Raw genomic sequence first — 19,599 nt, 5'->3', positions numbered from 1 at the left:
TTGCTAGAAAGCTTTCATCCTTTCACACTACCAAGTACTAGACCTTTAACAAAATATTTTTGTAAAAAGGGATAGATAGCCAATATGGGAAAGGCTGTAATGAAAATTTGAGCGGCACTCACCGTTCGATTAGAAACCGACTGCAATGCCTGCACTTGCTCTAATGTCAAATTGGTTTGTGGAATGGCTGTTTTATTAAGTACAGATTGTAAATACGTAGCCAGTGGATATTTGTCGGTATGATTCATATACAACATCCCATCAAACCACGAGTTCCAATGCATCACTAAGGTAAACAGAAAAATCGTAGCTAAGCTTGGCAAGGAAATGGGTAAATACACTTTAACCAACGTTTGGACATGATTTGCACCATCCATAAAACTAGCCTCTTCTAACTCCTTTGGTAATCCTCGAAAAAAGTTCAACATCAATACGATGTTAAAAACTTGCACACCAGACGGCAATACTAAAGCCCATATGGAATTTAGCAAACCTAGTTCCTTTATTACTAAAAAGCTTGGAATAATACCACCACTAAATAACATCGTAAAGACAAATATCCATGCATAAACAGTTCGCTGTGGAAAAGCAGTACTTTCCTTGGATAGTGGATAAGCAACTAATACCGTAATAATTAAACTTATAATCAATCCTAGTACTACACGCCAAACACTGTTCAAAAAGGAAATAACAAACTGACCACTTTGTAATACAAACGAGTAAGATTTCAGTGTAAACTCAATAGGCCAGAAGATAACTTCACCTGCACTAGCTGCAGTGCTAGAACTGAAGGATACCGCTAATACGTTTAAAACTGGAAACAAACACAATACGGTTAACAATACTAACATCATATTGTTTATCCATAAAAAGACCTTGTAGCTTCGAGACATTATGTGCATCGGTGTACCTCCTTTTTCGATTAAAAAATACGATAATTAGCAATACGATAAGCTAGCCAATACCCAAATCCGATTAAGCCGAGAGAAATGACTGATTTAATTAAACCAATCGCAGCAGCAACAGCATATTGCGTTTGAACAATTCCTATTCGATAAACGAGCGTATCCAAAATATCACCTGTTTCATAAACCATAGGATTGTAAAGATTGAACACTTGATCAAAGCCACCGCTTAAAATATTTCCCAAACTTAACGTACTAACGAGTACAACAATCGGTGTAATACCTGGCAGTGTAATATGCCATGTTTGTCGCCAACGATTGGCACCGTCAATGACAGCAGCTTCATACAATCCTTGATCTATCGCCGTTAGCGCAGCGAGGTAAACAATCGTACTAAATCCAAACTCTTTCCACTGATCGGTAATGACAAGGATGTATCGAAACCATTCATTACTAGTTAGAAAAGCAATTGATTCTCCGCCAAATGCCTTTACGATCATGTTGACAATTCCTTCACTTGGCGATAATACATCTACAACAATTCCACCCAAAATAACCCAAGAGAAGAAATGAGGCATGTAAACAATCGTTTGAACCGATCGTTTGAATAAAACAGAACGTACTTCGTTAAGCATGAGCGCTACCATTACAGGCACGATTATTCCTGTTACTATTTTCATAGAAGAAATAATGACCGTATTTTTAAAAGCAGGAAAAAAGTCCGGTAAGGATACCATATAGGAAAAATTCTCCCAACCTGTCCACGTTATTTTACTGAAACCAAGCATAGGGTTAAATTGTTGAAAGGCAATAATAAGCCCTGCCATTGGCAAATAACTAAAAATAGCAACTAATATAAGACCTGGAACTAACATCACATGCAACTGCCCGTTTTTACGAAATTTACTTTTCTTAACCATAAGATCCCCCTCCTACTATTAGTGTAGAATAGGGGGATCCCATATTTATAGTGGAGCATTTTTACTTCATGTATCTTTTACTTACCTCTCTGCACATGCAGTAATTCTTAAAGCCAAATAACGTTTGGCAGGTAACACAATTTGTCTATTATAAATATCACCGTAGCTATAATCATCTTGTCGTACAGTTTCAAATATTTCTGGAATACGCTCGATGGTCATATTCCACGTATTAATAATATCGACTTGAAATTTGCTACCTTCTTGTAGCAGCATATCTTTACCAGGAATTGTAAATTGCCATGTTTTCGGAGGTGTTTCCCAATAAAACAAGTAATACACTCCTTCTTTTCCAGCTACTCCCACTTGAAACCATTCATCTAACGGCTCCATTCCTTCAGCAGGACCTGCTTCCATAATGTCACGATAAAACTGTATACGTTCTGCACTACTCCCTCGCAGCTGACCTCCGATACCTGTCCATACTTCATCTACTCCTTGGTTACTCGCCCGCAATACTTCCCCGTGACCAACATAAGTACCTTCGGTAATCCCTCTCCAGTAACGACTTACTAATTGTTCTGCTAATAATCCACCCCACCGAAAACGAAGGTTTCCTTCATAACAAACTTCATCATATATAATTGGTTTTTTATATACGTTTCTTAACACAACAGCTCTACCGGGATGAGTGACTGCTAATCCATCTTGCATACAAACATGAGTAATCCAAGGTTGCCAATGTTCATACAATACAAAACCATTATGAATAGAAAGTAATTGGTCATACACATTATTTTCGGCTACTAGCTCACCTATTCGCAACCAATCTGCTTCTGTTTTATGCTCCATAAAGTCATACTCATTAGCAATGGACCACCATACGTTACGAAAACTAGCGAATCGGCTCATTACATATTTAATATAAGCATCATCGGCTTCAGGAGATAGTTTATCAAACCCCCACTGACGATTATATGGATGAAATAATATAAGGTCAGCTTCAATGCCCAATTGCTGTAATTGCATTATTCGCTTTTCTAACATTTGAAAATATAGTGGATTATACTCCAGCTCATTCCAGCCGTCCGCTGCATTTCCTACAAAGGGATAATGCACCATATGGCGCTCACTATATGGGCTATAATGTGGCAATATACACATTCGTATTTTGTTAAAGGGACTACCAGCTAACGTCTGTAGCGTTTCTGTAGCTAACGCTTCTTGTTGATGCGCCCAGCCATAAGATGTCGTACCGACTGGAATATAACGCTTACCAGTAGCGTAAGAAAAATGATAGCGATCACTAACTTGAACAGGACCTTGGTTATGCTCATTGGCAGCTATACATTCAAATGATCCGGTAATGCCTGCTAATTGCTGACAGTTACTTTCCGTTGTAAAATGATAAATACCAGTAGTCTGCGGCATAAACCGAATGCGATATACCCCTTCGCCATCATAAAAACCTGTAACGGATACTGTTTTATGTTGCATGGAAAAGGTTGCTGTCAACTGTACTTGTGTGAATGGGTTGCCTGTACTTGGTCCCAATAATTTCACCTCATACTGATCCCAAATCTCTATCCGCTCTATCTCTATCCCCACCTTTTCATTTATTTTAAGCTATCCAAATATTGTTGCAGCTGCGTATTTATTTCGCTTTCTATTTTTTCTTGCCCAACTTTCATCACTTCAGCTTTATATTGTTCTAATACTTTCTCTACATCATCTACTAAACCTAGTTCTAACAATGGTATATACTTCGACTTAGCACTGTTAACAGCAGCTAACTCTGTTTTAATCTTACTTTCATCTAACCTAAACCCTGACGTAGCCGGCTGCTTTACTTTTTCCAACCATTTATCGTTAATAACCGTTATAATTTCTGGCTGAGTGACGCTTGTTCGCTCATAATTTTCGCTTTTAACTCCCCATGTTCCTCCGCTACCAAACGGATATCGATCTTGCTTAGGACCAGCTTCCCACTTGTTGTCATCGACAGCGATCCAGTGCTCCCCTTCTACTCCCATTCTCATTAATTCGTTGTATTTGCGATCGAACTTCATCTTATCTAACAACATAAATGCTCTTTCTTTATGTTTCGATGCTGTAGCAACTGCCATCCCATCACCAGTAAAACGACTCAAAAATTTAATTGTCTGCTCGCCAATATCATAAATTTCCGGCTTCCAATCTGGATGTTCTTGTTGTACTTTTTGAGCAGTCATAGAAACGGTACCCAAATTCCAAATTAATGAAGCAGACGTACCATTTTCAAACGCATCTCGTGGTTGCGTTTTATTAGAAATCGCGTTTTTCGACCAGTAGCCTTTATCCGCCCACTCTTTCATTTTTTCAACCCATATCTTATATGGCTCTGATCCATAAATCCATGAAATAGTTGGTGTAGACAGTTCACTTTCTGCCAAAGGATGATAGTAGTCACTATAATAATTAATGGTAAACATTTCATTTAATGTAGTCAGCATAATCGAGCGAAGTTCATTATTGTTTTGTGAAGCAGCATAAGGAAAAATTCCTTTTTCATTTTTCGCAATTGCATCGTAGTACGCTTCCAAATCAGAAATCGATTTTATTTCGGGCAAACCATATTTTTCTCGCAAATCACCTCTAATTACAATAACATTCGCATTGGATACAGCACTTTTGTCATTAGGTACAAAATAAGCTTTGCCATTGATTTTAGCTTGGTCAAAGGAAACTTTCGTTTGTTGTTTATTCGTCTCTGGCATATACTTTTCCAATATTTCTTCCGTTACTTCAGCAAAAGCACCTTTGGTTGCCTCTTGATCGTACATCGCCCAATCGGACGTATAGATCAAATCTACCGCATCTCCAGAAGCGAATAGTAATGGATAACGTTGTGTCCAATCACTAAATGGTAAAAATTCTACGCGCAATGACGCATTCAAATCTTGTTTGATTAGCGCATTTAATTTATCATAAACGTTATCAAAATCAGCTGGTTTATCACCAATTAAAAACATTTTTAAGTCCACATGTTTCGAAATATCGATCCCATTACTAGTTAATTGTGGCGATTGTTCCGTACCCGATGGTTCTCCAGCTTCACTAGCTGTATTGGTGTTTGATCCTGCGGAACAAGCAGCTACCAAAGAAACGATCAATAATAATCCCAACATCGTAATTATAGATTTTTTAACGTTACGTATCATATAAATTCCCCTTTTTCGTTTTATTATCTTAATAGCAAACTATTAACCTTTTACAGCTCCGATCGTTAGCCCCTGCACAAAATACTTTTGTACAAACGGATAAAGAAAGATAATTGGTCCCGTCACAATAACCGTTAATGCCATTTTCATCGATTCCACTGGGAAAGATTCGATATATAATCCCGATTGCTCCATAATGGAGCGAATAGCTTGAATGTCACCCAACAATTTATACAACAAATATTGAAGCGGGTATAACCGTTCTTCGGAAATAAATAACATACTATGATACCAATCATTCCAGTAAGTTAATGCGGTAAATAATCCTATCGTAGCCATTACTGGTTTCGATAACGGTAAAATTAAAGATATAAATATTTTAAAATCTCCAGCTCCATCTATTTTCGCAGATTCTGAAATAGCGTATGGAATACCTCTCATAAACCCTTTCGCCAACAAAATGTGCCAAACAGAAATCATTGCTGGCAAAATAAGTGCCCATAAAGAATTTTTCATGCCCAAATATTTGACACATAAAATGTACCAAGGTACTAAACCACCACTAAATAATGTCGTGAAAAAGAAGAAAAAAGATAATTTATTACGCCATAGAAAATCAGGACGTTGTAGTACGTATCCCGTCATCATACTAATGAATACGCTCGCAATTGTGCCAGCCGCTGTAATCAATATCGTAATCCCATAGGATCGAAAAATAACTAATGGATTTTCAAAAATAACTTTGTACCCATCCAAACTAAACTGCTGAGGAATAAAACTGTATCCATTCTGTACGATAGCTTGTTCACTATTGAAAGAAGATGACAGTATTAAAATGAAAGGCAGTAAACAGATGAGTGCAAAAAAAGCAACTAGCGGGTAACCAACAACACGAAATAGTTTCTCATCGATTGAAATTTTCACTTTGCCCTCCTAAAATAATGCGTAATCACTCTTCACTCGTTTTACTATATAGTTCACTAGCATGATCGTTATAAAACACATAACAGATTGATAAAGCCCTGCTGCCGCCGCCATCCCTACTTCCGATGAATGCAATAAAGAACGAAATACAAACGTATCGATAATATCGGTTTGCGCTAATAAAGCTCCATTATTACCAATCAACTGATAAAACAATCCAAAATCTCCTCGGAAAATTTGTCCTACTTGCAGTAAAAACATGATCATCACCATTGGCATAATTTGTGGAATCATAATGTAACGAATACGTTGAAATATATTTGCTCCATCCATTTTTCCAGCTTCGTACATTTCTTTATCAATACTGACGATAGCTGCCAAGTAAATAATCATCCCATAGCCAAGCTCTTTCCACAATTTAAAAAATAAAATAAGATATTTCCATGCCCCCGGTTCACCATACATATTGACAGGCTCTGCTCCGAACATGGTTAATATATTATTAAGCAAACCATATTCAAAATTAAACACATTATAAGCAATAGAACCTACAATAACCCAACTAATAAAAAATGGTAGAAACATAACCGATTGAGTAATTTTTTTGAAATACTTCCCACCTAATTCACTCAAAATAATAGCTAACAAAATTTGAATTGCTGGAATAATAATAATGAACGCTAGGTTATACAAAACAGTATTTCGGGTAACTTCCCATGCTTGTCCTGATACAAAAAAGTAATTGAAATTTTCTAATCCCACCCAAGGGCTTTGAAATATACCTGATTGATACTGAAAGCGCTTAAAAGCAAGAATAATGCCACCCATTGGCAAATAAGAAAAAACGATAATGTGCAGCATCGCAGGTACTAACATAAGTAGTAGTATCCGATTTTTATAAAGTGTCTGTCGAAATGATTTGACGATCATCGCCTCCTTTCTTAGGTGTTAACACTTAACAAAAGGATAGCACGTTATTTCGAAACAACTGTTGCTCATTTGACAGCAAAAACAGGTGATAATTGACTTTTAATTATCACCTGTTTTTGTACTAGAAACGTTACCTTCATCATTATTGGACAATCACCATACGAATTGTCCTCCAATAACCTCACTTTCTTCTACGAAACTCACTTGGTGTAATACCTACAATGTCGCGAAATAATTTACTAAAATACTTTTCATCGGTGTAACCACACTGTTCCGATATCCATCTAATCGATCGATTCGTCCGCAACAAAAAGTTTTGCGCTTGTTTCATTCGTTGCTGCTGTACATATTCATTAAACGACAATCCGACAATATCTTTAAAACATTGATTAAAATAACTACGGCTTAAGTTCACCCGCTGTGCAACGATACCCGCAACTAAAGAATCTGCTAATTCTTCTTCTACTATTTTGAGTGCTCTCATAATGCAGGCAGTTACTTCACTAGAGTAAGTCGTTTTGGTAACAGCAGCACTTTGTTCTCGCAGTTGTGCTAACCAGTCTACATATTGTTGCCAACAGATGAACGTTGTCGGAACGGTTATATCGCCTTTAAAAATAAAGCTATATTGCTTATTCCAATGAACTACTATTTCCAACATCAATTGGTTTAAGTGAGCTATTGGTAGTTGCATCTCTTTTAATTGTTGTAATCTATTATGATATATTTGATCATTATGCATCCAATCCAAACTAATCCACCATTGCTTATGCTCCAACAGTTGTTCCTCCGTGATCACTTGTCCACTTTCTTTTATAGTAACGATAGATGCTTTGACCCACTCTCCTGGAGCAGTACATTGATAAAAAAAATACTTCAACCCATGTCGTCGTAAAGTTTGTTTCATTTCGGAGTAAGCGATATCATTTGATTCCATTAACCAACCGATGAGTAACCTGGGGTAATGTATAGTTATTTTTTCGCACACAGACTGACAATCTAACAATGAATTAGTTGTAGGCAACCACAACCACGAATAAGCATCCAGCTCCTCCCATGTACCTTCGGTAATCGTTTGTTCTAAAGCGGTGATCGTTAATGATCCTAACGGAGCGAATACAACAACCATTTCATCTATTTGTTCATTCGATAGGTGTTGTATCATATTCTCCCGCTCATCTTGCTTTTTTTCGTTCCAATATCGATCGTATATGCGCTGTATCACTTCATCCAGCTTGTCTGTTTCTAATTCTATTTTGGCTATATAATCAATGACCCCTTGTCGCAAAGCATCTTGTATAAATTCAAAATCTTGATGCAATGTTAACACAATTGTTTTTATATGTGGAAACTGTTCATTAACTATTCGAATGAGCTCCAACCCGTTCATGACAGGCATCGCGATATCAGTTATTAGTAAATCAACAGCATTCTCTTCCATAAATTTTAGCGCTGCATCTCCGTTATTTGCTTCTCCTACCACTTCCATCTTATACCGATTCCAAGGCAAAACAGAAATTAATCCTTTACGAACTAAATGATCATCATCGACGACAAGTACTTTAATCAACTGTCATCCCTCCAGCTGGCAACGTTAAATAAATAGTCGTTCCAATTCCTAATTCACTTTCAATTTCCACTTTAGCTTTCCCTTCAAAATAGGAATCTAACATACGAATAACATAGGGTATGCCAATGCCAATTCCTGCTTTTTTATGCTCTAACTGATCTTCATGCAGCAAAATGGCAATGTCTTGTTCTGAAATCCCCGTACCATTGTCCATCACTGATATAACTACGTCTTGATCTTGTTCCGCTACAGTTACACGAATGAAGCCTTGATCATCTAATCCATGATAAAGTGCATTTTCTACAATTGGCTGTAATATAAACCTCGGAACGATCGTTTGTAATACAGGTGCTTCTGCTTCAATTTGCAAATCGAACTTAAATTGATACCGAATTTCTTGCAGTAATAAATACTGCTTTAAAGATTCCAGTTCCTCTTCAATAGTAGAAAGCTCTCCTAATTTACCCAAATTATAATAAAGTAGTTTGTTTAAAGAGGATACAAGCTGATCGATCTCTTTTTGACCATTCATCACTGCAAGCCAATGTACCGTATCTAATGTATTCATTAAAAAATGAGGATTAATTTGATATAGCAATTTTTCAATTTCCAAATCCGCTCGTTTTTTCTCTTTTATTTCAACTTCTTGAAATAGTACTGCAATTTGATTTTTCATATTACGGAATTGTTGCAATAATTCATCGAATTCAATTATGTTACTTTTTTTAATAATCGGATGTAACTGCCCGTTGGACAGCCATTTCATTTCACGATGAAATAGATGTAAGGGGTTAAATATAGTTTTCCAAAGTACTCCAGCTAGTATTAACGTAATAACGATAAATAATATAAGCAGCCCTAGCATTTGTAGCACCCAATGATCCCGTTCTGCGTTATATTGCGATTTAGGAATAAGAGAAACTACTTGCCATCCTTGTGCAGTACTACTTGTTTTGAACCAGTAGTGGTGCTCATCTAGTCCATTTGTTTGCTCCGCCTGATCGTTTTGAAAATAATTGCCGACGGGATACATCTCTGGTAGTTCACTATAAGTTATCGTATTACTACTGTTGAGTAATAAATAATACGGGTTTGCTGTAACAACATTCTCTTCATTGATTGCTGTAAAGTGGTAACTAGATTCTACGTAGGCATATACTTCTTCTTGCCCAGGTAAATCTAGCTTTTGTAAAGCGGAAATTACATAACCGTTGTTATAACGTTCATTACTGAGATGAGGAGCAAAATTGCTTATTTGATATCGTGTCGATAGTGGTAGAGGTAATGCTAATAAATTAAAGTCACTTTTAGTAGAGGTATTGGCAAACAAAGCTGTCTTTAGACTGTTGAAATAGTACGTAGTCAAACTAATAGTCGGACTGGTAAATGATAGTAAACTTACATCTGTTTCTAATTCTTTTGCCAGTATACGTTTATCAGATTCATTGTCGGTATATAAGTAATCACGCAATTTATAGCCAATATTTCCGGGAATAGCTAGCTGTTGCACAATAATATTTAAATTATCATACGCATTTTCAAGTGACATTTGTACTTGGGCAAGCTGATTATATTGGCTAGATTGTAGTTTATTTACTAAAATAGACGACATCGCTGTATAGGACAACCACGCCGTGCATACGAATGGGACGAGCGTACTTAATATAAAAAACCAGGTAATTCTTGTTTTTAACGACATGAGTAATTATCACCTCAATCAGCACAGATAAGCTTCGTCCTCCCTTTATTATCATAATGAGAATACGAAGCTTTTCTATTTTACCATCATTTATTCGTTTGCGCAGCTGTTACAAAATAATTTGGTTGACCGACTTGGCCACCTTTTAGTATCAACTCAATGCCGTTTATTGTCGCTTGCTCCGCATGTACAGCACATATAGGGCTGCCCGTTTGGAAATTAGCTTTACATTGTAGTGCTTCTATTTCCATATGTTGTACTATATAACCGGAAGTATCACCACCAGCAATCACTAAACGTGGCAGCTCGAATTGATCGATCAATCGTACAGCCAACCCTCCTAAAACCGGTCCCATCAGTTTACTACTTTCGTCAATGGAAATGTTTAATGCCATTAATCTTTCTCTTGTTTCAACAACAAATGGATCATCTGGACCTTCCGCCGTATATAAAATAACATGTTTACCGTCTGCTAGTAAGCGAGCTGCATCAGCATAAATCTGCTCTATTGTTTTATCGCTACTAGACGGTGCAAGACAATCGGCAATCGACAGCTTAATACTAGCAAAACCATGTTGCTTCGCATATTGTAATTGCCCTGCTGTCACAGGAGAACAGCTACCAGAAAGGACGAGTAAAGGTTTATTGTCCTCTTGCACGGTTGTTTGCGTAACCTGTGATGCTTCCTTCGCTGCTACTGCTAGCATTCCTGTTTCCTGCCAATATGCAAGGAGCGCTTTTTCGATGCCAGATGAACCAATTACAAACAAGGGGTCCTGGTTCTGCTCTGCTTCTTCCCAAATTAATCGTCCAACTGTCAAGAGATGCTGATCATCAAGGGCATCAAATATAACAATATCCGGTTGTTCCCTGAGTACTATTTGTTCTAATCGTTCTTTTACCACATCATGCGATCCGCTTAAAGCAACGACATCCATAACTGCAATCCGGAGATTCGTCTGCAACGATAAGTGAAGGCGCAAATCCGCCTCATTCATCGGGGTTACAGGATGCTGCGACATCGTCGGATGACGATCTAACCTATAATGAGCAGGGCCCGCTGCTGCAAAATGATTGCCAAACACCGTATATCGTCCCAGATGGGGAGCCGCAGCTAATAACGGAATAAAGCGATTGGAGAACTGACTGCGACCAAGCTCCGCCACTTTTCCAATACTTCCGATATCTCGTGCCGAATCAAACGTTGAACACACTTTGTAATGGACAATTTTAGCTTGTAGTTGATACAGTTGCTTTAATATCGGACTAAGCTGCTCTTCCATGGCTGCCGGAGTTAAAGATCTGCCAATACCCGCTACACCAAACGCCAGCAAATCAGCATTCTGCTGCTGCATTTGGTGTCTTGTTGGTACTTGCAAAAATAAATGTGCATTCACTCCAGCTTGGAAGAACGTCTCTAACACATCGGTGGAACCAGTAAAGTCATCACCATAATAACTTAGCCACGGACGATTTGCTATATCATCAGTTTCGGTCATAAGCTAGTGGCCCACTTTCCCAAATTTTTCAATCGCTCGCTGGACAACTGGATTTTTATTTGCACAATCAGAGAAAGATTCCCCGCTTGCCGCCGCTTCCCAAGCTAACCGCATACTTTCAAACCCAGCAGCAGCGCCATCTGGATGAGCAAGCATTCCTCCACCAGCCAAATGCATCACATCAAGCGTTTTTGTCGCTTCATACGTTGGATGAGCCGTTCCCGCCCACTGCCCATTCGAAATGACTGGCATCGTTTCATAACCAGCATATAAAGGTGTTGTGCAAGCTTGTATAGCGGAAACTACGGATGCATTACTTTCATAAAACTTTCCATTAAGTCCATTAACATGTATATGATCAGCTCCAGCTAGTCTACATAGTTTCTGATATGCTGTAAACTCTATCCCTAAATGAGGAGAACGAGTAAGCATTCCCCATTGATTCCGGTGGGCATGAATCGGTAGTTCACTATAGTCATTTAAATAAGCCATACCAGGCAAACCAACACTCAGCACGCTGACCATCACGCAATTGCCACCAGCATTTTTTACAATATCATGATGTTTGCGAAGTTCATCCCAGTCCCCTGTAATGTTGAAGGCATACATTAATTTTTTACCCGTTTTATCAGCTGCTCGTTCTATCGCTTCCATCACCACTCGTACTTTCTCTTCAAGTGGGGCATACGTCGGATTAGCATTTAATTCATCGTCCTTGATAAAATCTAATCCCGCCAATGCCAATCGTTCTACCATCTGACCAAGTTCAGCTGTCGTTAGTCCAATACTCGGCTTCACAATCGTACCTAATATAGGTCGGTCATAGACATTCAATAATTTTCTAGTCCCGTCAATGCCAAACTTCGGTCCTTGATAACGTTTAGCGAAAGCTTCAGGTAATTCCAAATCTAATAGACGTAGTCCAGACAACTGCTGTAGCTCATAAAGATTACCAGCAACTGCTGACATTAAATTCGGAATCGATGGACCGAAATTATGCAGTGGAAACGAAATAGTTATTTTTCCAGCACGATATTTACCATCATGATTTGCTGGGACGGTTGCACCTGGTAAACCGGGTTGGTAACGTTCTTCTAGTAATTCAATTCCTTCTACTCTAGCACCGTGTTCTTCCTTGAGTCGATCCGTTTCTCCTGGTACCTTCGTAAAGGTACCAGTCGATTGTTCTCCAGCAATAACTAAAGCGGCTTCTTCTAGTGAAAAGGCTGTTTCAACCAAATAAGTAGCGATCACACGTTGATCGTTCATCTCATTATTGCTCCTATCTTTGTGTGTTATAGCTGTTCCAATACAGATTTTACTTGCATTACTCCAAGGCGTGGCGAAGAAAGCACCGGCTTGCCTATCGCTTCTTGAATAGTTTGCTCCATACGCGCCATCGAGCCTTGCGCTAACACGATCACATCAGCATCAGCAGCTGCATCTATCGCCGTTTGCATTAAAATGCGGTCATGCTCCGCAGCATTCCCACTTACTAAAGCATCGAATGCGCCTTTTGCCAAACCAGCTATCACCTTTACTTCCTTCTGCAATCGATCCGCTTGATGTTGAATTAAACGCATAGTAGGGTCGAGTGTCGTTGGCAAAGTAGCCAGCACCGCAATATTTTTATATGATTGTACTGCTTGAATCGCCATCGCCTCATCAATTTTTACAATTGGTGGTGCAATAAACGGTCTTGCCGCATCCGCTATTTCTCCAACAGAAGAACAAGTATTCAAGATGACATCAGCACCTAGTTGTTCCGCATGTTCGTAATATTGCAATAATCTACGAGCTACAATTGGAGGAACAGATCCAGCTTTTACTACTTCGCCAATGAGACCATCATCAATAATATTAATGAGTTTACAATCTGGCAGTTCTTTTTGAAATATCGCTTTCAATGGGTCTGCTAGTCCTTGCCCTGTATAAATAGCCACTACTGTTTTCATTTTATTGCCGCTCCTTTTTAGCCGATTACCAAACAATTTCTTGGTCTACCCGGCGATAATCTCCTGTACGCATTGGTGCTTCATCAAACACTTTTCGACCTGTATATAGAGGTTTACGCTTACCTTCTGGCGAAATACCAACTACATCATCCCCTCGCCATTGCACCTGGAACGTTTGCCCTACTGCATTTTCAACCGTTGTACGTTCACTAAGTGGAAACTCAATGACAATTTGTTCGCCAGCTTTTGCTTCATTTAACAACAAGAAATGTTTCTTCACCCATCTACTAGCTTCACGACCATGACCTTCTATTGTATCGCCTGCTAACTCACGAGTATAACGAATTTTGGTAAACCCTGCCCACTCAGGAATTCTAACTTCCAAACGTTTAATATCTTGATGAATATCTAGTACAATTTTTCCTTCATGCGGCAAATAACTACTTACATCTAACCACTTGGAACCTCTATTTAATAAAAAGTTAACACTAACTGTACCATTACGTTCTGTAATTGTATTACTCCAACCCATATACAAGCCGCGAGTACCAGAGCCTAAACAACAAATTTGCAAATCATTCGTATGACCTCGACCTTCTATGACATCGCATACAAAATCATTTGGTGCGGAATAGCCTGCAAAAGCTCCTCTAGTGCGCTCTCCCACTTTATAGAAACTTTTTCTTCCTTTAATATCATTGGACCGATCTGTACTATCTTCCACCCAATCCAAATCTAACAATTGTGACTCTGCTAGGTGATTACGAATAAATTTCTCGACGACACCCCAATACTCGACATAACCACTCTTTGCAAGTGTAATACCAGTAGCTATTAAATCAACAAGTGAGCATGTTTCATGTTCAAATGCTTGTTCATGCAAATCACCTGGTGTCCACCCGAATGTTGTACATTTCGTTAGTGCCCAGTCATAACTTTTTTTAACAAAAGCTAGTTTAGCAGCATCTCCTGTAAATACACCAAATCTAGCAATCGCATCAAGTGTACCCAAACGAGTATGAAAATGACCACTACGATAAGCAAGTGCATCATTAAAACTACCATCTGCATTAAATACGCCACTACGCTCGATAATCATCGTCGAAAAAAACTCGCACAGTTCAAATGCATCTTGATTGCCCGTCACTTCATGATATTTTAGCAAAGGCATAATTAACCGTCCGCTGAATGAAGCTGGATCTGGAGCCAAACGTAAATTAATAGCATTCGATGATGGCCAGCCGTCTTTCTTATGTTCCGATGCAGGATAATACCAAATATCACGTTCTTTAATGGCTACATTCTTCAAAGCTGCAACGTGTTTATCAGCTGCTTTCTTCACTTTTTCATCTTTCGTTTCAATATACCAACTTGTTAAAGAAAGAATAACTGCACGCTGATCAATAAAGTTAGCATTATCTTCCCAATCATATGCTGGATTTTTCTGACGGTAGCTTAGACCATCCTCTTTAAAAAATGAAAGTAAGTTAGCACGATATCGTTCCTCAACTTCTTTACCATACGTTTCACCCGACATATGACGTGCCAATACTAACCCATCAATCATTCTTCCATGAGTAGAACCATAATCCCAGTCGCCATGTGTCATAAATGCTGGTTTATGATTAAGATTTGCTGCAAAAAAAGGAATATGATCATGCTCTTCATCTGACATACCAATCATTGCGTTAATTGCATGTGCTGCCCGTTCCTCTAACATTAATGTATCTGGAATTTGTTTTTGTTCCATTTTCGTTTCCTCCTCAATAATTTCCGTTTATTTATATTAAATGTAGTACGTGAAATATGTTAAATAAAGTAAATTATATCCCTTACAACAAACAAGCAACTATTAAATCGCTTTCAATCCATTCACCATCTCACTTTCTTCACCTGCATCTAGCGTATCTTTAATTTTTACTAAATAACATGAATTTATTTATCTACTTAACTGAAAATTTAACATATTGTTTATGTTTAGTAAAGTGGTTTTTAGTTAATTTTAGTTTATTTCAGCTAATTTTCAGTTTATTCCTGTCAATTTCACTTTCTAGAACAATGGACTGAAACTTATTTCTACCCTTTCACTCTGTTGTAACTCCGATAACTAACGCAGAACCTCTGCAATACCTTATAATTGGATTTCAGAGCAGGTTAAAATTTGTATTTGTACGAAAATTCTTATAAACGATTGAACATATGACGCAACAGGGAAAGTTTTATACGAATAATCGTATGAAATGGCTGAGGTAGACATAATGAAGCGTAGGTTTTGTACGACAATTCGTATAAACGGGCATGGATGGACACTTGAAACTTAAGCTTTATACGAAATATCGTATAAAAAATTGAATTTGTATCGTGGAGTAGTGTTCACTGAAAACAAAAGTCTCTCCCTAATGATGTACCCTAGAAGTTAGTTTTCAACTCTAACTTTCAGGGTACATCACTATTTATAGTTGTTTTACAACTAATAAGGAGAGGTGCTCACAATGAGTAATGTATAATACTTAATACTTAATATTCAGTGTTCAGTATTTAATGTGTAACGCGTAGCACTAAACACATCACTTACTTATTCCATTTCATGAATACGAATTAGATTTGTTGCACCTGCTTGTCCAATTGGTACACCAGCTGATATGACAACGTAGTCACCAGTTTGTACGAGACCAGTTGCCTGTGCTTTATTAATGGATGAGCTAAGTAGGTCATCTGTGCAAGTAACGGATTCCCCTTTTACTGGTATGACACCACGAACTAATGATAAACGTTTCATGACATGGTCATGCGCTGTAATTGCAATGATTGGTGCTTTTGGCTTATATTTGGATACCATACGTGCGGAGAATCCACTTTCCGTAGGTGTTATAATTGCTTTCGCTCCAAGTTGCAATGATGAAGCTACCACTGCTTGGCAAATAGTTTCTGTTGTCGTGCTAGAATGGCGATTACGATTTTGCACAAACTGTTCTTCATGTTTAATCGTAGCTTCCGTAGATGCCGCTATAGCTGCCATCATTTCTACTGATTGCAATGGATACTTTCCGGCTGCTGTTTCTCCGGACAGCATAATGGCATCTGCTCCTTGTAATACAGCGTTGGCAACGTCACTTACTTCTGCTCGTGTCGGTCGAGGATTAACTTGCATTGAATCAAGCATTTGTGTCGCAACAATTACTGGTTTTCCTGCCGTATTACATTTATCGATCATTTCTTTTTGCAATAAAGGTACCTTTTGTGGTGGAATTTCTACACCTAGATCACCACGAGCTACCATTATACCGTCAGAAGCTGCAATAATAGCATCTAAATTATCAACACCTTCTTCATTTTCTATTTTAGAAATGATTTGAATGTGTTCTGCACCATATTGCGCCAAGTAATCTTTCACCTGAAGTACATCTTCTGCACGACGTACAAATGACATAGCAATCATATCTATTTTTTGTTCAATACCAAATTGTATATGCATTTTATCTCGCTCTGTAACACCAGGCAATGTTGTAATAATTCCAGGCAAGTTCACGCCTTTGCGAGGTTTTAATTGTCCACCATTAATTACTCGACAGATCGTTTCTGATCCACTTGCCGATTCTACCATTAGCTCAATTAGACCATCATCTAATAACACATGATCTCCTGGTTTTACCGCTTGAGCTAAATCTGGATAATTAACAGATACCCGTTCATTCGTACCATCTATTACTTCACTTGTTAAAGCAATCAAATTTCCGGCAACAAGTTCATAGCTACTTTGCTGTAATGTTCCGATTCTAATTTCTGGTCCTTTAATATCCATCATAATAGCAACGACAGCATTTACTTGTTCAGCCGCTGCTCTCACAGCATTAATACGTTCTTCATGATCTTTCAAATCACCATGTGCCATGTTAAGTCTCGCAACTGTCATTCCGGCTTTCATCATATTTTGCAAAATTTCCGGTTCTTGGCATGCTGGTCCCATCGTACATACAATTTTTGTTTGATTCATTTTTTTACTTACCTCCGATCATTTCAATCCTCATTGTATACGATAAAACTGACAGTGTATATGAATTATAGTACAATGAAAAGACTATAGTATAATCGAGGTGCACAATGATAGCAGTAACTAGTTGGAAAAAAGTACAAGGGATGGATTGGTTTGATACACAAGAGGAGCATGCGGAATTACATACAATAGTTGTCGTTACCTACGGAAAGTGTGTTTATTGGATAAATGACGAAAGAATTGTCGTCAGTAAAGGTGATTTTCTTTATATCCCATCATCTACTGCCTATTATAGTAAAAGTATCCCAACTGTATTTCATGAACAATTAATTTTTCAGTTTACCGTTTACAATTATGTGAATAGGACAGATCCTGGAAACAATCTACCACTACTTCACTACAAACGATGGGAAATCATTCATGCAGCAGTGTATGAGCTATGTATTGATCGGTTACGAACTGCGGTCAAAGAATTAGAGGATCAGCTCGCTTACGCACATTTAAGATGCGCTGCTGCACTGTTGGAGACAATTATATTACTTAATCGTGAGCTAGATATGAAACCAGCCGCAGTACAAACTACAACCCATATTATAAAAATGAAAAAATATATAGAGCAATATTATAAACAGCCCATTTCAAAACAATTACTTGGTGATGTGATCGATCGAACTCCTAACTATGCAGCATCTTTATTTAAAAATCATACTGGTCAAACTATTAGTGAATATGTTCATAGTATTCGTATGAAAACAGCTCTTTATTTATTAGAAAACTCTTTATTGTCCATAAGCGAAATAGCCGACTATGTCGGCTATCGTGATGTATCTTATTTTCAACGCATTTTCAAACGTTTACTCGGAGCTTCTCCCACAGAATATATACAGGATCGTCCCAAAAACTAAGTTTTTAACAACTAGTTTACTCTGTTTTGTGGTGTTTGAGCAATTAACGTTTGATATAAATTTTGTGCACCTAGCATCGCCATTTTGAAGCGAGTTGCTTCCGTTGCTGAACCTATATGAGGTAAAGTTAGAACATGCTCAAATTGCAATAATGGATGATCCGCTGGAACTGGCTCTTGATTGTAAACGTCAAGCCCCGCTCCGGCAATCCATTCCTTTGTTAATGCTTCAATTAAAGCAGACTCATCGACGGTTTGACCACGTGATACATTGATCAGATAAGCAGTTTTTTTCATCTGCTGTAATTGCTCTCTACCGATAAGATGATACGTCTCTTTCGTTAATGGAGTTAGTAATAATACAAAATCTGATGTAGCAAGTAGTTGATCTAACGAAGAATAAGTAACCCCTAATTGCTCTTCTACATCCGGTTTACGTGTGCGATTATAGTATGTAACATTCATCGAAAAACCAAAAATGGCTCGTCGAGCAACAGCTTCTCCGATGCGTCCCATTCCAATGATACCGAGATTAGCGTGATGAACATCGATTCCAAAATTTTTACGATTATCTGCAAAAGACCATTTGCCTTCTTTCACATAACGATCTAACTGTGCTACTTTTCGAGCGCACCCAAGCATAAGCGTCATAGCTAAATCCGCCACAGTATCATCCAAAACATACGGCGTATTCATCCCTATTACTCCGTAATTATCCATTGCTGGCACATCAAAATGATCATATCCAACACTAATTGTACTTACAGCTTTAAGCTGAGGTGCAGCTTGTAACAAACGTTCGTCTATCGATCGCCCTGATGTCAAAATTCCTGTAGCACGTTCCAAATAAAGTAGTAATGTTTCCTGATCTATTTTTTCTTGTTTATCCCAATAATCCAATTGGAAATGTTCTTCCAAATATATTTTTACTTCTATTGGTAGCGGTCGATCGACAAACACGATTGGCTTCATCGCTAGTTCTCCTCTGTATAATTTCCTATATTTACTTTTTATCATAGCACAAATACAGCAACTTTTTGAACTCTCATGACAATCCTCCAACTTTTTTATAATCGGAAGCGATCAAGTGTTGAAAAAG

Annotated in this window: 15 protein-coding genes; 1 reads left to right on the top strand and 14 read right to left on the bottom strand. The window is 38.0% G+C overall.

Features of this window, described 5'->3' with window-relative positions; all coding sequences use genetic code 11:
- Positions 1-14 precede the first annotated feature (14 nt).
- From ACFSTH_RS17210 to pyk, 13 genes are all read right to left on the bottom strand, one after another.
- Positions 15-902, bottom strand: a complete 888-nt coding sequence (locus ACFSTH_RS17210) for a carbohydrate ABC transporter permease (protein WP_377775159.1) — start codon at positions 900-902, stop codon at positions 15-17.
- A gap of 20 nt (positions 903-922) precedes the next feature.
- The gene (locus ACFSTH_RS17205) at positions 923-1,825 is read right to left on the bottom strand and encodes an ABC transporter permease (RefSeq protein ID WP_377775157.1); all 903 of its coding nucleotides are present in this window, start codon (positions 1,823-1,825) and stop codon (positions 923-925) included.
- A gap of 81 nt (positions 1,826-1,906) precedes the next feature.
- Positions 1,907-3,433 (bottom strand): DUF5060 domain-containing protein, encoded by a 1,527-nt coding sequence (locus ACFSTH_RS17200; protein WP_377775155.1) that lies wholly within the window; start codon positions 3,431-3,433, stop codon positions 1,907-1,909.
- Positions 3,434-3,441: 8 nt separating this feature from the next.
- Positions 3,442-5,025, bottom strand: coding sequence for an extracellular solute-binding protein (locus ACFSTH_RS17195; RefSeq protein WP_377775153.1), 1,584 nt, complete (start codon positions 5,023-5,025; stop codon positions 3,442-3,444).
- 42 nt (positions 5,026-5,067) lie between these two features.
- Positions 5,068-5,949, bottom strand: coding sequence for a carbohydrate ABC transporter permease (locus tag ACFSTH_RS17190; RefSeq protein ID WP_377775151.1), 882 nt, complete (start codon positions 5,947-5,949; stop codon positions 5,068-5,070).
- A 9-nt stretch (positions 5,950-5,958) separates the two neighbouring features.
- Positions 5,959-6,879 carry an ABC transporter permease gene (locus ACFSTH_RS17185; RefSeq protein ID WP_377775149.1) on the bottom strand — a complete coding sequence of 307 codons (921 nt, stop codon included), beginning with the start codon at positions 6,877-6,879 and terminating at the stop codon, positions 5,959-5,961.
- 181 nt (positions 6,880-7,060) lie between these two features.
- A complete protein-coding gene (locus ACFSTH_RS17180; protein ID WP_377775147.1) occupies positions 7,061-8,449 on the bottom strand; it encodes a response regulator transcription factor in 1,389 nt (462 codons plus the stop codon).
- Positions 8,442-10,148 (bottom strand): sensor histidine kinase, encoded by a 1,707-nt coding sequence (locus tag ACFSTH_RS17175; protein WP_377775145.1) that lies wholly within the window; start codon positions 10,146-10,148, stop codon positions 8,442-8,444. Before ACFSTH_RS17175 ends, ACFSTH_RS17180 begins: the two co-directional genes overlap by 8 nt.
- Before the next feature lie 86 nt (positions 10,149-10,234).
- The gene (locus tag ACFSTH_RS17170) at positions 10,235-11,647 is read right to left on the bottom strand and encodes a four-carbon acid sugar kinase family protein (protein WP_377775143.1); all 1,413 of its coding nucleotides are present in this window, start codon (positions 11,645-11,647) and stop codon (positions 10,235-10,237) included.
- A 3-nt stretch (positions 11,648-11,650) separates the two neighbouring features.
- Positions 11,651-12,916, bottom strand: coding sequence for a ribulose-bisphosphate carboxylase large subunit family protein (locus ACFSTH_RS17165; protein WP_377775141.1), 1,266 nt, complete (start codon positions 12,914-12,916; stop codon positions 11,651-11,653).
- A 26-nt stretch (positions 12,917-12,942) separates the two neighbouring features.
- The gene (locus ACFSTH_RS17160) at positions 12,943-13,602 is read right to left on the bottom strand and encodes an aspartate/glutamate racemase family protein (protein WP_377775139.1); all 660 of its coding nucleotides are present in this window, start codon (positions 13,600-13,602) and stop codon (positions 12,943-12,945) included.
- Between the two features lie 25 nt (positions 13,603-13,627).
- On the bottom strand, positions 13,628-15,352 hold the full coding sequence (locus tag ACFSTH_RS17155; protein ID WP_377775137.1) for a hypothetical protein: 1,725 nt from the start codon (positions 15,350-15,352) through the stop codon (positions 13,628-13,630).
- Between the two features lie 825 nt (positions 15,353-16,177).
- Positions 16,178-17,596, bottom strand: coding sequence for a pyruvate kinase (pyk, locus tag ACFSTH_RS17150; protein ID WP_377775135.1), 1,419 nt, complete (start codon positions 17,594-17,596; stop codon positions 16,178-16,180).
- Positions 17,597-17,703: 107 nt separating this feature from the next.
- Between pyk and ACFSTH_RS17145 the strand changes: the two genes are divergently transcribed.
- Entirely contained in the window at positions 17,704-18,501 is a 798-nt protein-coding gene (locus ACFSTH_RS17145) for an AraC family transcriptional regulator (RefSeq protein WP_377775133.1), read from the top strand.
- 11 nt (positions 18,502-18,512) lie between these two features.
- Here ACFSTH_RS17145 and ACFSTH_RS17140 read toward each other — a convergent pair whose 3' ends face one another.
- A complete protein-coding gene (locus tag ACFSTH_RS17140) occupies positions 18,513-19,472 on the bottom strand; it encodes a 2-hydroxyacid dehydrogenase (protein WP_377775131.1) in 960 nt (319 codons plus the stop codon).
- Positions 19,473-19,599 lie beyond the last annotated feature (127 nt).

The sequence above is a fragment of the Paenibacillus yanchengensis genome, assembly GCF_042684845.1.
GTDB lineage: Bacteria > Bacillota > Bacilli > Paenibacillales > Paenibacillaceae > Pristimantibacillus > Pristimantibacillus yanchengensis.
Note: the sequence above shows the minus strand (reverse complement) of the source record. Positions and strands in the feature narration are given on the sequence as shown.

Coding starts and splice junctions, on each gene's coding strand:
- ACFSTH_RS17210 (WP_377775159.1), bottom strand. CDS start 902: ATGCACATAATGTCTCGAAGCTACAAGGTCTTTTTATGGATAAACAAT.
- ACFSTH_RS17145 (WP_377775133.1), top strand. CDS start 17,704: ATGATAGCAGTAACTAGTTGGAAAAAAGTACAAGGGATGGATTGGTTT.
- ACFSTH_RS17205 (WP_377775157.1), bottom strand. CDS start 1,825: ATGGTTAAGAAAAGTAAATTTCGTAAAAACGGGCAGTTGCATGTGATG.
- ACFSTH_RS17195 (WP_377775153.1), bottom strand. CDS start 5,025: ATGATACGTAACGTTAAAAAATCTATAATTACGATGTTGGGATTATTA.
- ACFSTH_RS17160 (WP_377775139.1), bottom strand. CDS start 13,602: ATGAAAACAGTAGTGGCTATTTATACAGGGCAAGGACTAGCAGACCCA.
- ACFSTH_RS17165 (WP_377775141.1), bottom strand. CDS start 12,916: ATGAACGATCAACGTGTGATCGCTACTTATTTGGTTGAAACAGCCTTT.
- ACFSTH_RS17170 (WP_377775143.1), bottom strand. CDS start 11,647: ATGACCGAAACTGATGATATAGCAAATCGTCCGTGGCTAAGTTATTAT.
- ACFSTH_RS17155 (WP_377775137.1), bottom strand. CDS start 15,352: ATGGAACAAAAACAAATTCCAGATACATTAATGTTAGAGGAACGGGCA.
- ACFSTH_RS17175 (WP_377775145.1), bottom strand. CDS start 10,148: ATGTCGTTAAAAACAAGAATTACCTGGTTTTTTATATTAAGTACGCTC.
- pyk (WP_377775135.1), bottom strand. CDS start 17,596: ATGAATCAAACAAAAATTGTATGTACGATGGGACCAGCATGCCAAGAA.
- ACFSTH_RS17140 (WP_377775131.1), bottom strand. CDS start 19,472: ATGAAGCCAATCGTGTTTGTCGATCGACCGCTACCAATAGAAGTAAAA.
- ACFSTH_RS17185 (WP_377775149.1), bottom strand. CDS start 6,879: ATGATCGTCAAATCATTTCGACAGACACTTTATAAAAATCGGATACTA.